At 42.9% G+C, this 14,730-nt stretch carries 14 protein-coding genes and 1 riboswitch; of the genes, 6 read left to right on the forward strand and 8 right to left on the reverse strand.

Going from position 1 to position 14,730, the window contains the following annotated elements; genetic code table 11:
• Positions 1-48: 48 nt before the first annotated feature.
• A complete protein-coding gene (xerD, locus tag ACKI4H_RS00560; RefSeq protein WP_407303168.1) occupies positions 49-966 on the reverse strand; it encodes a site-specific tyrosine recombinase XerD in 918 nt (305 codons plus the stop codon).
• 173 nt (positions 967-1,139) lie between these two features.
• Here xerD and ACKI4H_RS00565 point away from each other — a divergent pair, with 173 nt between their 5' ends.
• From ACKI4H_RS00565 to ftsW, 5 genes are all read left to right on the forward strand, one after another.
• Complete coding sequence (locus ACKI4H_RS00565; RefSeq protein WP_171535788.1) at positions 1,140-1,403, forward strand: ferrous iron transport protein A; 264 nt, start codon at positions 1,140-1,142, stop codon at positions 1,401-1,403.
• Positions 1,400-3,256 (forward strand): ferrous iron transporter B, encoded by a 1,857-nt coding sequence (locus tag ACKI4H_RS00570; protein ID WP_407303169.1) that lies wholly within the window; start codon positions 1,400-1,402, stop codon positions 3,254-3,256. Before ACKI4H_RS00565 ends, ACKI4H_RS00570 begins: the two co-directional genes overlap by 4 nt.
• Before the next feature lie 48 nt (positions 3,257-3,304).
• Positions 3,305-3,556 carry a DUF6587 family protein gene (locus ACKI4H_RS00575; protein WP_407303172.1) on the forward strand — a complete coding sequence of 84 codons (252 nt, stop codon included), beginning with the start codon at positions 3,305-3,307 and terminating at the stop codon, positions 3,554-3,556.
• A gap of 163 nt (positions 3,557-3,719) precedes the next feature.
• Positions 3,720-5,066 carry a UDP-N-acetylmuramoyl-L-alanine--D-glutamate ligase gene (gene murD, locus ACKI4H_RS00580; RefSeq protein ID WP_407303175.1) on the forward strand — a complete coding sequence of 449 codons (1,347 nt, stop codon included), beginning with the start codon at positions 3,720-3,722 and terminating at the stop codon, positions 5,064-5,066.
• Positions 5,067-5,087: 21 nt separating this feature from the next.
• The gene (gene ftsW, locus ACKI4H_RS00585) at positions 5,088-6,284 is read left to right on the forward strand and encodes a putative lipid II flippase FtsW (protein ID WP_407303177.1); all 1,197 of its coding nucleotides are present in this window, start codon (positions 5,088-5,090) and stop codon (positions 6,282-6,284) included.
• A gap of 10 nt (positions 6,285-6,294) precedes the next feature.
• Here the strand turns inward: ftsW and ACKI4H_RS00590 are convergent, their stop codons facing one another.
• From ACKI4H_RS00590 to ACKI4H_RS00620, 7 genes are all read right to left on the reverse strand, one after another.
• Complete coding sequence (locus tag ACKI4H_RS00590; RefSeq protein WP_407303178.1) at positions 6,295-6,528, reverse strand: zinc ribbon domain-containing protein; 234 nt, start codon at positions 6,526-6,528, stop codon at positions 6,295-6,297.
• Positions 6,529-6,582: 54 nt separating this feature from the next.
• Complete coding sequence (gluQRS, locus tag ACKI4H_RS00595; protein ID WP_407303181.1) at positions 6,583-7,500, reverse strand: tRNA glutamyl-Q(34) synthetase GluQRS; 918 nt, start codon at positions 7,498-7,500, stop codon at positions 6,583-6,585.
• A 9-nt stretch (positions 7,501-7,509) separates the two neighbouring features.
• The gene (dksA, locus tag ACKI4H_RS00600; RefSeq protein WP_067722416.1) at positions 7,510-8,037 is read right to left on the reverse strand and encodes an RNA polymerase-binding protein DksA; all 528 of its coding nucleotides are present in this window, start codon (positions 8,035-8,037) and stop codon (positions 7,510-7,512) included.
• 209 nt (positions 8,038-8,246) lie between these two features.
• Positions 8,247-9,056 (reverse strand): 3',5'-cyclic-AMP phosphodiesterase, encoded by an 810-nt coding sequence (gene cpdA, locus ACKI4H_RS00605; RefSeq protein WP_407303182.1) that lies wholly within the window; start codon positions 9,054-9,056, stop codon positions 8,247-8,249.
• Positions 9,057-9,066: 10 nt separating this feature from the next.
• Positions 9,067-9,687, reverse strand: a complete 621-nt coding sequence (locus ACKI4H_RS00610; protein ID WP_407303183.1) for an NUDIX domain-containing protein — start codon at positions 9,685-9,687, stop codon at positions 9,067-9,069.
• Positions 9,688-9,763: 76 nt separating this feature from the next.
• Positions 9,764-11,659: a phosphomethylpyrimidine synthase ThiC gene (thiC, locus tag ACKI4H_RS00615; protein ID WP_407303185.1), complete on the reverse strand. Its 1,896-nt coding sequence runs from the start codon at positions 11,657-11,659 to the stop codon at positions 9,764-9,766.
• A 111-nt stretch (positions 11,660-11,770) separates the two neighbouring features.
• A riboswitch (TPP riboswitch) is annotated at positions 11,771-11,899 on the reverse strand.
• A 90-nt stretch (positions 11,900-11,989) separates the two neighbouring features.
• Positions 11,990-13,054, reverse strand: coding sequence for a hypothetical protein (locus tag ACKI4H_RS00620; RefSeq protein ID WP_407303188.1), 1,065 nt, complete (start codon positions 13,052-13,054; stop codon positions 11,990-11,992).
• 273 nt (positions 13,055-13,327) lie between these two features.
• Here ACKI4H_RS00620 and ACKI4H_RS00625 point away from each other — a divergent pair, with 273 nt between their 5' ends.
• Positions 13,328-14,680, forward strand: coding sequence for a TolC family outer membrane protein (locus ACKI4H_RS00625; RefSeq protein WP_407303190.1), 1,353 nt, complete (start codon positions 13,328-13,330; stop codon positions 14,678-14,680).
• Positions 14,681-14,730 lie beyond the last annotated feature (50 nt).

Consider the following 14,730-nt stretch of genomic DNA (forward strand, 5'->3'; position numbering starts at 1 on the left):
CCAGGCTCGTTAACACTTCTTGGTCTTAGATGATGAATGAAAATCGGACTAAGCGCGAGGGTGATGTGTGGCATGCAGCTGCTGCATACGAACTTGGGCGACGTGGGTGTAAATTTGGGTGGTGGATAAATCACTGTGACCCAATAACATCTGGACGACACGCAAGTCCGCGCCATGATTGAGTAAATGGGTAGCGAAGGCATGGCGTAAAGTATGCGGTGACAATTCAGCCTGTACGCCTGCTTGTAACGCATAGCGCTTAATCGCATACCAAAAATTTTGCCGGCTCATAATGCCGCCATGCTGGGTCAAAAACACATAGTCGGTGGCAGATTTATACAAGCTGGAACGTGCCTCATCCAGGTATTTTTCAATCCATTCACAGGCCACTTGTCCCAAAGGCACCAGGCGTTCTTTATTGCCTTTACCTACAATACGTAAATAGCCCTGTTTCAAATTAATCAGTTCAAGGCGCAAATTGAGTAATTCAGTCACCCGTAATCCACAAGCATAAAGCACTTCGAGCATGGCGCGATCACGCAAACCCAAAGTCGTTTCAATATCGGGGGCATGAATTAAGGCTTCAACTTCTTGTTCGGAAATATCTTTAGGCAGTGAACGACCAATTTTAGGCGTTTTATGGGTCGCAACCGGATTGTCAGAGCGAAGTTTTTGTTCACGTAAAAATTTATAAAAAGAACGCAGTGCAGAAAGTGACCGGGCAATCGAGCGCGGGCTTTTGCCCTGTTTGGTTAATGCGAGTAAAACATCAGCCACATCATCGCTGGACCAATCCGGCATTGAATTGGAATTGCATTCACTACATTGAACCAAATCAGAGAGATAGGCATTACGTGTATGCGGACTTACGGTTTGTGCAATTAAATAATCTCGGAAACCCTGTAAAAAACTTAAATGTTCAGGAATGCTCACCGGAGCAGGAATACGAGGTTTTTTATTAAGCATGTCACTTCTACATTGAATGAAAAATCCAAGTTTTTCTTGGCTTCGGTCAATTTAGAACAATTCCTTAGGAATGTCGATGTGAGAGAAAGCGGATGAGAATTGGAATCAAACCTTACTTGGTAATTATTCTCATTTGTTTGTATACTGTTCAAAATATTTTAGGATTAGATGCGGTGCGTTTATCTGATTTAAAAGTGAAACAAACGGCCATCATCAGCAAAGTCAACAGAACTTTAGATGGTAATATTTCTCAAAACGATTTGGTCGCAAGCCGTTTAGAAACTCTAGGTTTTGTTCCGGGCACAAAAGTACAGGTGATTACCAAAGGTATTTTTGGTGGCGATCCGATTCTGATTCAAGTTGGATTTACCCGATTCGCACTGCGTAAAGTTGAAGCTGAAAAAATTGAAATTAATCTTGAGGGAGCACCTGCATGAGTGATGCGCTGCGTATTGCCCTGGTAGGTAACCCAAACTGCGGTAAAACATCATTATTTAACCATTTGACCGGTACCCGGCAAAAGGTTGCCAACTATGCCGGTGTCACAGTTGAACGTAAGGTAGGGCAGTTTACCTTGCCATTTGGCAAACCGGTTCGTGTTCTGGATTTACCTGGAACTTATAGCCTGGATGCGACCAGTCCGGATGAAGCGATTACCCGCGATGTGGTGCAAGGCAAAATTGCCGATGAAGAGCAGCAAGATGCGTTTTTGTGTGTGGTGGATGCCACCAATCTAAAACTGCATTTAGGTCTGGTTCTGGAAATGATCGAGCTGGGTCGTCCGATTCTGCTTGTGCTGAACATGATGGATGAAGCACGTCGCCGTGGCATGCAAATCAATACGCAGAAGCTGGCAGAACGTTTAGGCATTCCGGTGGTGGAAACGGTTGCAGTGCGTAATTCAGGCATTGAAAACCTGATGAATGCGCTGGATCAAGGTAAATACTCGACGCCACATACCGAACTCAGCGGCTTAACCGGCGATAATCATCATAAAATTAGCACAATTTTGCATGATGTGGTGCACTCAGTCGATCAGGAAGATAAACGCTCTGATTTTCTCGATAAAGTATTTTTACATCCAGTCTTAGGTTTGGTCAGTCTTGCGCTGATGATGTTTGTAGTGTTTCAAGCGGTATTTGCTTGGGCTGCACCGTTTATGGACGGGATTGAAGCCTTCTTTGGCTGGCTCGGTGAATTTGTTGGACAGCACATATCGCATCCACTACTGAACAGTTTGGTGGTCGATGGCATTATCGCCGGAGCCGGCGGGGTGGTGGTGTTCTTGCCACAAATTCTGATTCTGTTTTTCTTTATTTTAGTGCTGGAAGAATCGGGTTATTTACCGCGTGCTGCCTTCTTGCTGGATAAACTGATGTTTAAAGCCGGCTTAAGTGGCCGTGCATTTATTCCATTGCTGTCGAGTTTTGCCTGTGCGGTACCCGGAATTATGGCAACCCGCAGTATTAGTGACCCACGAGATCGTTTAACTACGATCTTTGTTGCACCGCTGATGACCTGTTCGGCCCGTTTACCCGTATATGCGCTACTCATTGCCGCCTTTATTCCAGAATATATGGTTTGGGGTGTGTTTAACCTGCAAGGTCTGGTGCTGTTTGCTTTATATATGGCCGGAATTTTCAGTGCACTGATTGTGTCTTTCATTCTGAAATTTTTTCAAAAAGATAAGTCACAACATATGTTGCTGATGGAATTGCCAAGTTACCGCTTTCCAGACGTGAAAAGTATTTGGATTGGTTTGCTGGACCGCGCCAAAATCTTCTTGAAACGTGTCGGTGGTATTATCTTCGCGTTGTCTATTTTGCTTTGGTTCTTGTGTACCTTCCCGCAGCCCCCAGAAGGCGCGACTTTACCTGCAATTGATTATTCTCTTGCAGGTATGCTCGGACACGTGATGCAACCGATTTTTGCCCCGTTGGGCTTTAACTGGCAGATCTGTATTGCCTTGATTCCTGCCATGGCGGCACGTGAAGTGGTTGTGGCTGCATTGGGTACGGTTTATGCCTTGTCTGCAGCCGATGATGATGCAATATCGCAAGGTTTGGCCTCCATCATTAGCAGTGATGGCAGCCTTGGCTGGTCGCTGGCGACCGGTTTATCACTTTTGGTCTGGTTTATTTATGCACCGCATTGTCTGGCTACATTGGCAACGGTGAAACGTGAAACAGGTTCATGGAAAACTGTGAGCTTTATGACCGCTTATTTATTTGGTTTGGCTTATTTGATGTCTTTCCTGACCTATCAAATTGCGACCCACTATTTGGGTTAATTGAATTGGATTAAGTTGACTGAAAAATAATCTGCATGGGAGATTGAGATGATTGAACTTATAATTGTTGCGGCATTGGTAATTTGGAGTACAGTTGTAGTCTTCAAGAAAGTATTTCCTCAGACGGCAAACTCAGTCTTCATGCAATTATCCACTGCTTGTGCCAAGCAGGGCTGGCTTAGTTTAGCCAAATGGTTAAAACCTGCAATGGTCTCTGGCTGCGGTGGAAACTGTGGATGTTCTGCGACGGAAGACAACACACAGAAAAAACCGGAAGTCCAAGCGGTAAAATGGAAGTAATTTTCTAATTTTCGCCCAATTTAAAAAAACCGTCTTTTTTATGACGGTTTTTTTACGCGCGGACACAAAAAAAGACGCATAAAGTCAAAACAGAAAAAGCATTCAAAAGAGCAAAGTGCTAACATTTTGTCAGTTTTAAAACATACCAAGATATGGGGTAAAAATGTTAATTCAACGTGGTGGATTAAAAGTCGTTGCAGGGCTCGGAATTTCAGGTGTTGCAGCAGTAAATTTCTTACATGAAAATGGCTACCGCGTTGCAGTAACAGATTCTCGAAAGACACCACCGGGACACGATCAAATTCCAAGCGAAGTTCAAACCAGTTTTGGTCAGCTCGATCAAGAGCTGTTATTACAGGCTGAAGAAATTGTGATTAGCCCGGGACTTGATCCTAAAATTCCTGAAATTCAGGCAGCAGTTGCCAAAGGCATTGCTGTAGTTAGTGAAATCCAGATTTTACGCCGTGCGACAGATAAGCCGATTATGGCGATCACCGGTTCAAATGCTAAAAGTACGGTTACCACCTTGATTGGCTTAATGGCGAAAGATGCCGGAATTAAAGTAGCCGTTGGCGGGAACCTCGGTCGTCCGGCACTGGATTTAACCAAAGATGATCCAGAGCTGTATATCTTGGAACTTTCCAGCTTTCAGTTGGAAACCACATCTAATCTAGATGCAGAAGTGGCAGTCGTCCTTAATTTAAGTGAAGATCACTTAGACCGCCATGGTGACATGATGGGCTATCACACTGCAAAACACCGTATTTTCCAAGGTGTTAAAAAGGTTGTGTTTAACCGTGATGACTCACTGACCCGTCCATTGGTTCCTGATGCTACACCGATGCAAAGCTTTGGCTTGAATGCACCCGATATCAATCAATATGGTGTATTGAGAGATATCGATGGCACCATTTGGTTGGCACGTGGTCGCGAGCGTTTACTAAAAAGTTCAGATATGTACATTCAAGGCACGCATAACGTTGCCAATGCTTTGGCGTGTTTGGCTTTAGGTGAAGCGATTGGTTTACCACTTCAGTCGATGCTGGAAACTCTAAAAACTTTTAAAGGCTTGGAGCACCGCTGTGAATTTGTAAAAGAAGTGAATGGGGTGCGTTATTACAATGACTCTAAAGGCACCAATATTGGCGCAACATTAGCCGCTATTGATGGTTTGGGTGCTGCCATTGAGCCGCAACACGGTAAAGTCGCGATTATTTTAGGTGGTCAAGGTAAAGGACAGGATTTTACGGCCTTAGCTGATGCCTTAAGCAAATATGCAAAAGTCGCGGTATTGATTGGTGAAGACCGTCCAGTGATTGAACAGGCGATTGCCGGGACAACCACTTTGATTCATGCGGAATCTTTAAAAGAAGCTGTGGAATTATGCCAACAACATACCCAAGCCAATGATGTGGTGTTATTGTCACCTGCATGTGCAAGTTTTGATATGTTTAAAGGTTACAGTGAACGTGGACACCAGTTTGTTGAATGTGTGAACACACTTGCTTAGAAGAATGATAAGGAACGTTGTATGGCTGGGTTAGCTCAGACGACCATAAGTAAAATTAGTCAGGTCTATAATGAGTGGGGAGCAAGAATCCCTGCTGAAGTTACACCACGTAATGTGCTGATTTTTTGTGTAATTGCTTTGCTGTGTATCGGTTCAATCATGGTGGCATCGGCATCGATGCCCTATGCCGATCGTCTACATGAAAATGCATTTCATTATGTAATCCGACATGGTATTTCAATTTTTGTGGCCGCTGTCGCCGCATTTTTAACTTATAAAGTGTCGCTAAATATCTGGTTCAATAATACTTTTCCCTTGTGGATCATGACCATTCTGCTGCTGGTTGTGGTTTTAGTGGTCGGGACCGAGGTGAATGGTTCCACCCGATGGATTCGTATTGCCGGTTTTACCTTGCAGGCATCCGAAGTGGCCAAGGTCATGATGGCCATCTTTACCGCAGACTATGTGGTGCGCAGGGCAGAAGAGGTTCGAAATAACCTTTCCGGGCTTTTCCGCTTGGGCGGAGTGATGATTATCACCGTGGGTTTAATCCTGGCTGAACCGGACTTGGGTGCAACCGCAGTGATTGTCTTGATGATTTTGGGGGTGTTCTTTTTAGCAGGCGCTCCGCCAATTCAGTTTATTGGCTTTATGGTGGCGATTATCCTGGGCTTAGCGGCCGCGATTATCTTTGAACCCTACCGTTTACAACGGGCCTTGTCTTTTACCGATCCTTGGGCTGATCCATTGGGTACCGGTTACCAGCTTTCCAATGCACTGATGGCCTTTGGCCGGGGCGAATGGGTCGGGGTGGGACTGGGACACAGTATCCAGAAAATGTCTTATCTTCCTGAAGCGCATACCGACTTTATGCTGGCAATTTTAGGTGAAGAGTTTGGCTTCTTTGGTATTAGTACCGTGCTGATTCTGTCTTTTGTGATGTTGGTGTGCTGTATCAAAATCGGACACCGTGCATTGCAGCACCAGTATTTACGTGCAGGCTATCTGGCCTATGGCATCAGTATCATTTTCCTGCTGCAAATTCTGGTCAATGCAGGGATGAATATGGGTATGCTGCCAACAAAGGGTTTGACCCTGCCGTTTATTAGTTATGGTGGTTCATCATTAATTATGTGTGCCGTGATGATCAGTCTAGTGCTAAAAATTGATGCAACCACGCAAAAAGCCAATCCGAGTAAAGAAGAATCTAGCTTCTAGCTTCTGACGATCAATCCTGCTGGGCATGGTTTAATACCATGCTCGACATTTCAGTACCACAATTCAGACATTTCACAAATTCTCCTTTGGCCTTTGAAAGGGGAATCAGTGGGATAAAAAACAAAGAAAAATAATTACGTTGTTGTTTTAGTTCATAGGTACTTCTGCTTCTACATACCGGACACACAAACTGACTTTTCTGAATCATTTTGGTTTTAGGGCCGATTCCAAAAATAAAAAACATAGACTAACCTCTATTTTTTTGAAGTTTAGCTTTTAGCTTAGTCCAGTTTTTAATTTATAAATAAGTGCCTTCTAGTTCCTTTGTGTGGGGAATATGTTGTATATCCCACTGGGCAATGGCTTGTTTAAGCATGTGTGCCGGAATGTCTAAATCAACTTCGGGCTGATGCAAAGCACGAATCGCTTGTTGCAAGAGTTCGGGTGCTTGCTTGAGATCAAGTGCTTGCGCCATGTTTTGTTTAGAGAGCTTTTGCCCCTGATCATTCATGGCAAGCGGCAGGTGCATATATTCAAGTTTGGGATAACCTAGTATTGAACCGAGCCATATTTGCCGCTCCGTGTTATCTAGCAGGTCTGCACCACGCACCACATGGGTCATGCCTTGCAGATAATCATCTACCACTACAGCCAGTTGATAGTTAATAATGCCATCCCGGCGCTTAAGCACAAAATCACCAAGGTCCTGCTGTAGATTGGAACAGTGTGTACCTTGGAGACGATCGTTAAAGCAAATTTCCTGATCCGATACTTTGACACGAATGGCGTGATGCTCAAAAGGCAGATTTAAATCACGGCAAGTTCCGGCATAGATATGATTTGAACCCAACATTTTACGGGTACATTGACAGGCATAGACCAGATGGTTTTGATGAAGTTGATCGATTACTGCATCGTAGAGGTCTAAGCGGTCTTTTTGAAAGATGATGGCATCATCAGCTTCGAACTGAAATGCATCTATTGAACGCAGGATATGATCTTCACTGCCTGGATAAATACGCGGAATATCAGTATCTTCAATCCGAATCAGCCATTTACCCTGATGCGCACGGGCATCGCAATAACTGGCTACTGCGGTAATGAGCGAGCCAAAATGCAAAGGGCCGGTTGGCGATGGCGCAAACCGACCCACATAAGCCATCCTGCTATTCCCCTCCTGGATTGAAGGAGGGGTTAGGGGAGGATTATTAAGCATTAACTATCATTAACCGTTATTTTGCTTCTCTTTGATTTCTGCTAAAGTTTTGCAGTCAATACAAAGGGTTGCTGTTGGGCGCGCTTCAAGCCGGCGCAGACCAATTTCAATACCACAAGTTTCACAGAAACCATAATCATCGTTTTTAATCGCTTCAATTGATTGCTCAATTTTACGGATTAATTTACGTTCACGGTCACGGGTACGAAGTTCAATTGCAAACTCTTCTTCTTGTGTCGCACGGTCATTGACGTCAGGCAATGCAGTATTTTCATCCTGCATGGTGTTTAAGGTACGATCCACTTCAGACATCAGCTCTTCTTTCCAGGCCAACAGAATTTGGCGGAAATGTTCAAGCTGTCCTTCGGACATGTATTCTTCATTTTTTTTCGGCTGATAAGGTGCAATACCAAATAAGCTAGCAGTAGAACCACTTTCTGACGCTTTTGGCTTTGTTTTACGCACGCGTTTTGTAGACTTCTCGTCTACAACATCAGTTTGTTCGTCCAAGACTTGATTTTGGTTGTCATTCGCCATATAGGGCATTCCTCATCATATACGCATTATCTATACGCAAAAAATATGGTGATATGCAAGTGTTTTTATCCAACCCTCAGGAGATTCTCCTTCGAGGGGCGTCATCATATAGACTTTTTGTGCTTTTTGATAGTCTTTGATGCTTGGATTCAATCTATCACGCTTTCTTTTGAAGCCATAAAGTAATAGAAAAAAAGCCAAATGAAAAGTTAATAACCTGAAATTTCAATATTAATTTTTTGTTGCAGCTTTTCGGTACGATAAATTTCAGTTTGTAACTCTCCATTTGCTTGCAAATGGAGTACCCGAAATCCGGGTGCTTCTTCATCTAGCGCAAAATCATCACTTAATGGTTTGAACTGGACACAGGTTGAAGGGGTTGAAAAAAACTGAATATTTTTCCATTCATTCCAGGCCTCCTGATGAACATGACCACTTATTACTGCTTTCACATTTGTATGCTTGGCTAAAATATCAGTTAAATTTTCAGTGTTTTTCAGTTTGTGTTGATCAATCCATTTTGACTGCATATCGAAAGGATGATGATGACATGCAACAATCACATATTGCTGTTGGAATTTAGATAAGATTTGATCAAGTTGTTGTAGTTGCGCTTGCTCAATCCAGCCATCCGTTTTGCCAGATACAGCGCTATTTAATAGCACGATACTCCATTTTCCAAAATGAATGGCATGCGCTTGATTTTGATTATGGTAAAAAGGGAAGAGATCGATATTGTCATGATTGCCGGGAACTTGATAAAACGGAATCCCTAAACGCTGCATAAAAGTCACATAACGGTTATAGGTTTCTTTCACCGGCACTTGTGCTAAGTCGCCAGTATGAATGATGGCATCCACATGTGGATATTGCTGCTGAATATGTTTTATTACGGTGTGAAAGCTATGTTCAGGATTCATATGCACAAATTCTAAATCTTCCTGATTCATCAAATGTGTATCTGAAATCTGAATAATGGTCCAGTCCTGCTGGGTTTTATGGCAATTGGATAAAGTCATGTCTGACTCCTTAGACATTCCTTGTTGTTTTAATATGTTGTTGCAACCATTGCAATGCCATAATGACCGGTGCATTTCTTAATCGACCATTGCTGAATAAATGTGTAATTTCACTGTAGTCAATCAGATGCAATTGAATATTTTCGCCTTCATCGGGCATACCAAAGATACCGCCTTTTTCAGGAAGATGAGCCTGGGCACTGTACAAGTGAAACATTTCTGAACAGGCACCGGCAGATGGATAAAAGCTAAACAGATGCTCTAATTTATCAATTTCACAGCCGGATTCTTCTAAACTTTCACGGCGGATACAGCTTTCAGGGGATTCACTCCCATCGAGTACCCCGGCAATAATTTCCAGCTGCCAGGCTGAATCTGAATCATCCATCGCGCCAACACGGAATTGTTCAATTAAGGCAAATTTTTGTTGGGCATCATCATAAATCAGCACCCCGGCAGCTTCAGGTCGGTGAATCAATTCACGTTGAATGATAGGCGTGTATTCCGTTTGATTAAATAAACGATGGCGTAGACTGACTTTTTCAACCTGAATGAAGCCACGGAAAAGATATTTCCGGGACTGGATTTCGACTTCGTCACTATGATATGTGGCTTGTTCAATAATATTCATATAGCTCAGTCAGGATGAAAAACAATCATTCATCCTAACTGAGAATTTTATGAAAATAAAAGATTTTTTTGCCAAATTAAAGCTTGTGGTACAATTTCTGTCCATGTTTCTGATGGGTGGTTTTCATGGTTTCGAATCTCGCTGTTATCTCTGCATTCTGTTTTTGCGAGTGCTGTGCATTGCTTTGATTTTTCGCATAATCTCTCATATTTTGAGTGATTTTCATCGAACAGAATTTCGGTCCGCACATCGAACAAAAATGCGCTGACTTATGCGCTTCCTTGGGCATGGTTTCATCATGCATGCTGCGTGCGGTATCCGGGTCAAGACTCAAGTTAAACTGGTCCTCCCAGCGGAATTCAAAACGCGCTTTGGATAAAGCATTGTCACGCACCTGTGAACCCGGATGCCCTTTGGCCAAGTCAGCAGCATGAGCCGCAATTTTATAGGTAATAATTCCATCTTTAACATCTTTCTTGTTTGGCAAGCCCAAATGCTCTTTCGGTGTGACATAACACAACATCGCGGTACCGTACCAGCCAATCATCGCAGCGCCAATTGCTGAAGTAATGTGGTCATAACCCGGCGCAATATCCGTGGTTAAAGGGCCGAGTGTATAGAAAGGCGCTTCCTGGCAGACTTCGAGTTGCAGATCCATATTTTCTTTAATCATATGCATGGGCACATGACCTGGGCCTTCAATCATCACTTGCACATCATTTTGCCACGCGCGGTGGGTCAGTTCACCTAAAGTACGCAGTTCACTAAATTGCGCTTCGTCATTGGCATCCTGAATACAGCCCGGACGTAAGCCATCGCCCAGACTAAACGATACGTCATAGGCTTTCATGATTTCACAGATGTCATCAAAATGGGTATACAGGAAATTTTCCTGATGATGGGCAAGACACCACTGCGCCATAATCGATCCGCCACGCGAGACAATCCCGGTCAAACGATTTGCGGTCAGCGGAACATAGCGAAGCAGTACACCAGCATGAATGGTGAAGTAATCCACGCCTTGTTCGGCCTGTTCAATCAAGGTGTCTTTAAAGATTTCCCAGGTTAAATCTTCGGCCACACCATCGACTTTTTCCAGGGCTTGATAAATCGGAACGGTACCAATAGGAACAGGGGAGTTACGGATAATCCATTCCCGGGTTTCATGGATGTTTTTACCAGTCGATAAATCCATGATGGTATCTGCGCCCCAACGGGTCGCCCAGGTCATTTTCGCCACTTCTTCATCAATGCTTGAACCAAGCGCCGAGTTACCAATATTGGCATTGATCTTGACCAAGAAATTACGCCCAATAATCATCGGTTCAATTTCAGGATGGTTAATATTAGCCGGAATAATCGCACGGCCTTCAGCCACTTCCCGACGTACAAATTCAGGCGTGATTTCGTTCAGATTTTTCGCCCCGAAATTTTGACCGACATGTTGACGTGCATCGACGCCTTCAAGCTGGCGCTGATTTTCACGGATGGCGATATATTCCATTTCCGGGGTAATGATGCCTTGACGTGCATAATGCATTTGAGTGACATTTTTGCCTGCTTTGGCACGACGCGGCTTTTGAATATGCGCAAAACGAATCTCAGCCGTACGAATGTCTTTTAGGCGTTCCTGCCCGAATTTCGAGGTTAAAGTCTCTAGGCGTTCGGTATCTTGACGTTCTTCAATCCAGGCTTCACGTACATTGGGCAAGCCTTTGTTCAGGTCAATGGTAAGGTTCGGGTCGGTATAGACACCTGAAGTGTCATAAACCAGAATATCCGGATTCTGTTCACCACCTAAACCGGTCGGGGTATCGGTCAGTTCAATGGCACGCATCGGTACTTGAATGTCATCGCGAGAGCCCTGAATATAGATTTTTTTTGAAGCGGGTAAAATACGGGTGAGATCTTTAGCATCTTGCTCGTGTTGAGCAGAAATATCTGTTGCAGATAGATTCGTTAACTGGTTCATTGCAATGATCCTTATGAATGACATCAACGAATCAAGCACGACCAAAAACGTGGCAGATTTATCTGGTTTAATTCATTGAGTAAATCAATAAACAGATAAATTGGGGGCGTAAGTTTTTAGATGCTTGATTCCTACGCAGGTCTTAACCTGATCAGGTTCAACGGTACTCGTGCTTAAGTTCTTGATAGAAAGAACTGACACAATCTCAGCGAGGAATTACTCGCGCTCCGTCAAGCGATGGATAAATATTAACACGCCCAACTACTGAAAAACATTCACATTAAATATCGCTTTTATAGGCTTCTATGAATATTTAATTTGAAGCAAGGCTTAAATGCAGACGGCATCACTAAAACAATCACGTGTTTTAAACAGGTTTAAATTTTGCAAACCTAAATACTGATCTAACTGTTTGAGTGTGAGCTGATTTTCAGACATTGACTGTTGTTCTTTGGGACTGAACTGAACTGGAATTTCTTTTAAGCGCTGCTGTTCGGATAATTGTAAAAATTGCAGGAATTTTGTCGCTTGATTTGCTAAATATGAATTTTTGACCTGAGCTAATTTTCCAATTTCATCTAGCGAACTGCTTTGGATGGCATATTGATCGATATAAGTGTCCGAGACAGGCGAGTCGTTCATGCCTTTAAATAAAAACAGGGTATACATCTGTAAAAGATACTCTGCATCTTTGCGATAGCTGCTTTTAGGGTATTGGTTTAAATATTCTTCCCAGAATAAGGCACGGGTTGCAATCTCATGCGGCTCAATCATTAAGGTGTCTTCAACAAACACGGGCATCATATTCTGGGTAGCCAAATTTTCAATGAAGACCTGTTCCGCGCTTGGCATATAAGGTGCAAAAATTTTGGCTAAATATTCAGGACTACGGCGATAATTGACTAGACCTTTGCCTGCATCAAACAGCTCGATATAGGCTCCCTTGTGTTTTAACAAATATTGGTCACGTAAAGTCAGTTGTTCGAAATGGCTTTGTTGAATGGTAGGATGCTGCGATAAATCAAAAGCATAGGCTTCAAAAGCTACTTGTTGTGGCGGAGTTCGATCTACTGTTAAGAAGTTATTATACATTTGAGTAGAGAGTGCCAACAAATGCTGCTGTTCAGCAAATGTAGACAGCGGTAGGCATAACTTTAAATCTTGATTGATCTGTTCTAATGCAAAAGTGGTACGTTCTGCATTAATTTCTGCCATATTCTTTTCAATATTTTTGCATAATAAAGATAAATCTACCGTTTCATCTTGCTGCGATTGTTTTTGTACCTGTTCTGGCATAGGCTGAGGTTCAGGTTTTTGACACCCGAGCAAAAGCATGAAAATGACACAAGGAATGTATCGCTTTATAGAGAAATTTTTTTTGAAAGGCACAATCATTCGATATCTGGATACATGCGACAATAATTTTAGCGGTGCAGCTATTTTATCGCTGAAAAGGCTTTTGTCTGTATAGTATTGTGAGGGAGTTTAGTTACGCGGTGTGCTCATTGACTAGCAATTTACAGAGCAATCGGGATAGCATGGGCAGATTGTAAAAATTAATAAAAATCATACGGAAAATTGAAAAGATCATTCTAATATTGCATAGTTTTCTTGGAAATATGCGTGTTTAAAGATGATCTGGTACGGTGCAGGGATTTACCACAAAAAATGAATATAAAAATAGTCATCAGTACGTGTATTTTATTTGTAAGTCCATGCAGTTATGCGTTGGATTTGGTTGAGGCTTATCAACGTGCAAAAAATACAGATCCAAACTGGCAAGCCAATCTTTTACAGTATGAGGCAGATCAATTAAATCTGGGAATTGCGAAAGGAAATTTACTTCCCACCGTTACGCTTTCTGGGAATGTCACACGCAAAAGCCAAGAGGCAAATCAGGCCAATATTCCCGGCTTTCCTGCCGACGCATTTAGTGCATCTTCCTCTACCACTAAACAGATTGCCATGACTGCACGGCAACCGATCTTCCGTTGGGATGCCTGGGAAGGTTTAAAGCAGGTCAAGACTTCAGTCAGCTTGAGTGAAGTCAATTTGCAGTTACAACGCCAGGAACATATTTTAAATGTATTCGAATCTTATTTTAATGTGCTGCGTCAACAAAGTTTAACCATGGCAAATTTGCAAGAAGAACAAGCCTTGTTGGAACAGCTCAATGTGATGAATGCAAAATTGCGAGAAGGTCTGGTTGCAAAAAGTGATGTCAGTGAAGCCAAGGCACAATATGAAAGTGCACGAGCCAACCGTATTGCAACCCATGTACAATTGGTGTTGGCACAAGAGCAACTGGCACAGATTATTGGACCCTATCGTGAAAACTTGGCAGTCTTAAGAGAGGACTTTCAGTTTCAAAAACCTTATCCGGCAGACTTGGAAGCATGGATCGCTTTAGCACTAAGCCAAAATCTTTCCATTCAGCAAGCCCGAATTCAACAGCGTTATGCTGAAGATCAAAAGCGGGTAGAACAAGCCGCTTTATATCCACAAATTGAAGCGGTTGGTACTTATGGGTATGCCAAGCAGTCACCACAAAATATCATCTCCAGTGATGGTCAGTTTGATCAGATTGGGGTGGAGATGAACTGGAATGTATATAACGGTGGACGCACGCAAAAATCCATTCAAAAAGCCGCTGTGAATGTGAAAAAAACTGAAGCCCAGCTCGAGGCTGCCATTCGTAAAGCCAATACCGATGTAAAAAAATCCTATATGCAGGTGGAAACCGATCAGGCCAAATTACAAGCGCGTAAAGCGGCGATGGATTCAGCCAGTATTGTTTCTCAAGCGTCCAAGGCACAATATGAGGAAGGCTTAAAAACCATGGTAGATGTTCTGTTGGCACAACGAAATGCTTTTTCTGCCAAGCAAGATTACTTGAATGCACAGTATGATTATGTAATGAATGTACTTCGCTTAAAGGCTTCGGTTGGAAAATTAACAGAACAAGATATTGAAGAAATGAATGCTTGGCTGATCGACAAAGCAGCCCAGCAGTCCAGCTAAACATTTGGATTTTTGTCATGAAAGTTTCATGTTAGATATGATTTAATATT

The sequence above is a fragment of the Acinetobacter sp. genome, assembly GCF_045628685.1.
Classification (GTDB): domain Bacteria; phylum Pseudomonadota; class Gammaproteobacteria; order Pseudomonadales; family Moraxellaceae; genus Acinetobacter.

What these genes read in the sequence shown, in the direction of transcription:
- xerD (WP_407303168.1), bottom strand. Translation starts at nt 966, where the DNA reads ATGCTTAATAAAAAACCTCGTATTCCTGCTCCGGTGAGCATTCCTGAA.
- ACKI4H_RS00570 (WP_407303169.1), top strand. Translation starts at nt 1,400, where the DNA reads ATGAGTGATGCGCTGCGTATTGCCCTGGTAGGTAACCCAAACTGCGGT.
- ACKI4H_RS00575 (WP_407303172.1), top strand. Translation starts at nt 3,305, where the DNA reads ATGATTGAACTTATAATTGTTGCGGCATTGGTAATTTGGAGTACAGTT.
- murD (WP_407303175.1), top strand. Translation starts at nt 3,720, where the DNA reads ATGTTAATTCAACGTGGTGGATTAAAAGTCGTTGCAGGGCTCGGAATT.
- ftsW (WP_407303177.1), top strand. Translation starts at nt 5,088, where the DNA reads ATGGCTGGGTTAGCTCAGACGACCATAAGTAAAATTAGTCAGGTCTAT.
- ACKI4H_RS00590 (WP_407303178.1), bottom strand. Translation starts at nt 6,528, where the DNA reads ATGTTTTTTATTTTTGGAATCGGCCCTAAAACCAAAATGATTCAGAAA.
- gluQRS (WP_407303181.1), bottom strand. Translation starts at nt 7,500, where the DNA reads ATGCTTAATAATCCTCCCCTAACCCCTCCTTCAATCCAGGAGGGGAAT.
- dksA (WP_067722416.1), bottom strand. Translation starts at nt 8,037, where the DNA reads ATGGCGAATGACAACCAAAATCAAGTCTTGGACGAACAAACTGATGTT.
- cpdA (WP_407303182.1), bottom strand. Translation starts at nt 9,056, where the DNA reads ATGACTTTATCCAATTGCCATAAAACCCAGCAGGACTGGACCATTATT.
- ACKI4H_RS00610 (WP_407303183.1), bottom strand. Translation starts at nt 9,687, where the DNA reads ATGAATATTATTGAACAAGCCACATATCATAGTGACGAAGTCGAAATC.
- thiC (WP_407303185.1), bottom strand. Translation starts at nt 11,659, where the DNA reads ATGAACCAGTTAACGAATCTATCTGCAACAGATATTTCTGCTCAACAC.
- ACKI4H_RS00620 (WP_407303188.1), bottom strand. Translation starts at nt 13,054, where the DNA reads ATGATTGTGCCTTTCAAAAAAAATTTCTCTATAAAGCGATACATTCCT.
- ACKI4H_RS00625 (WP_407303190.1), top strand. Translation starts at nt 13,328, where the DNA reads ATGAATATAAAAATAGTCATCAGTACGTGTATTTTATTTGTAAGTCCA.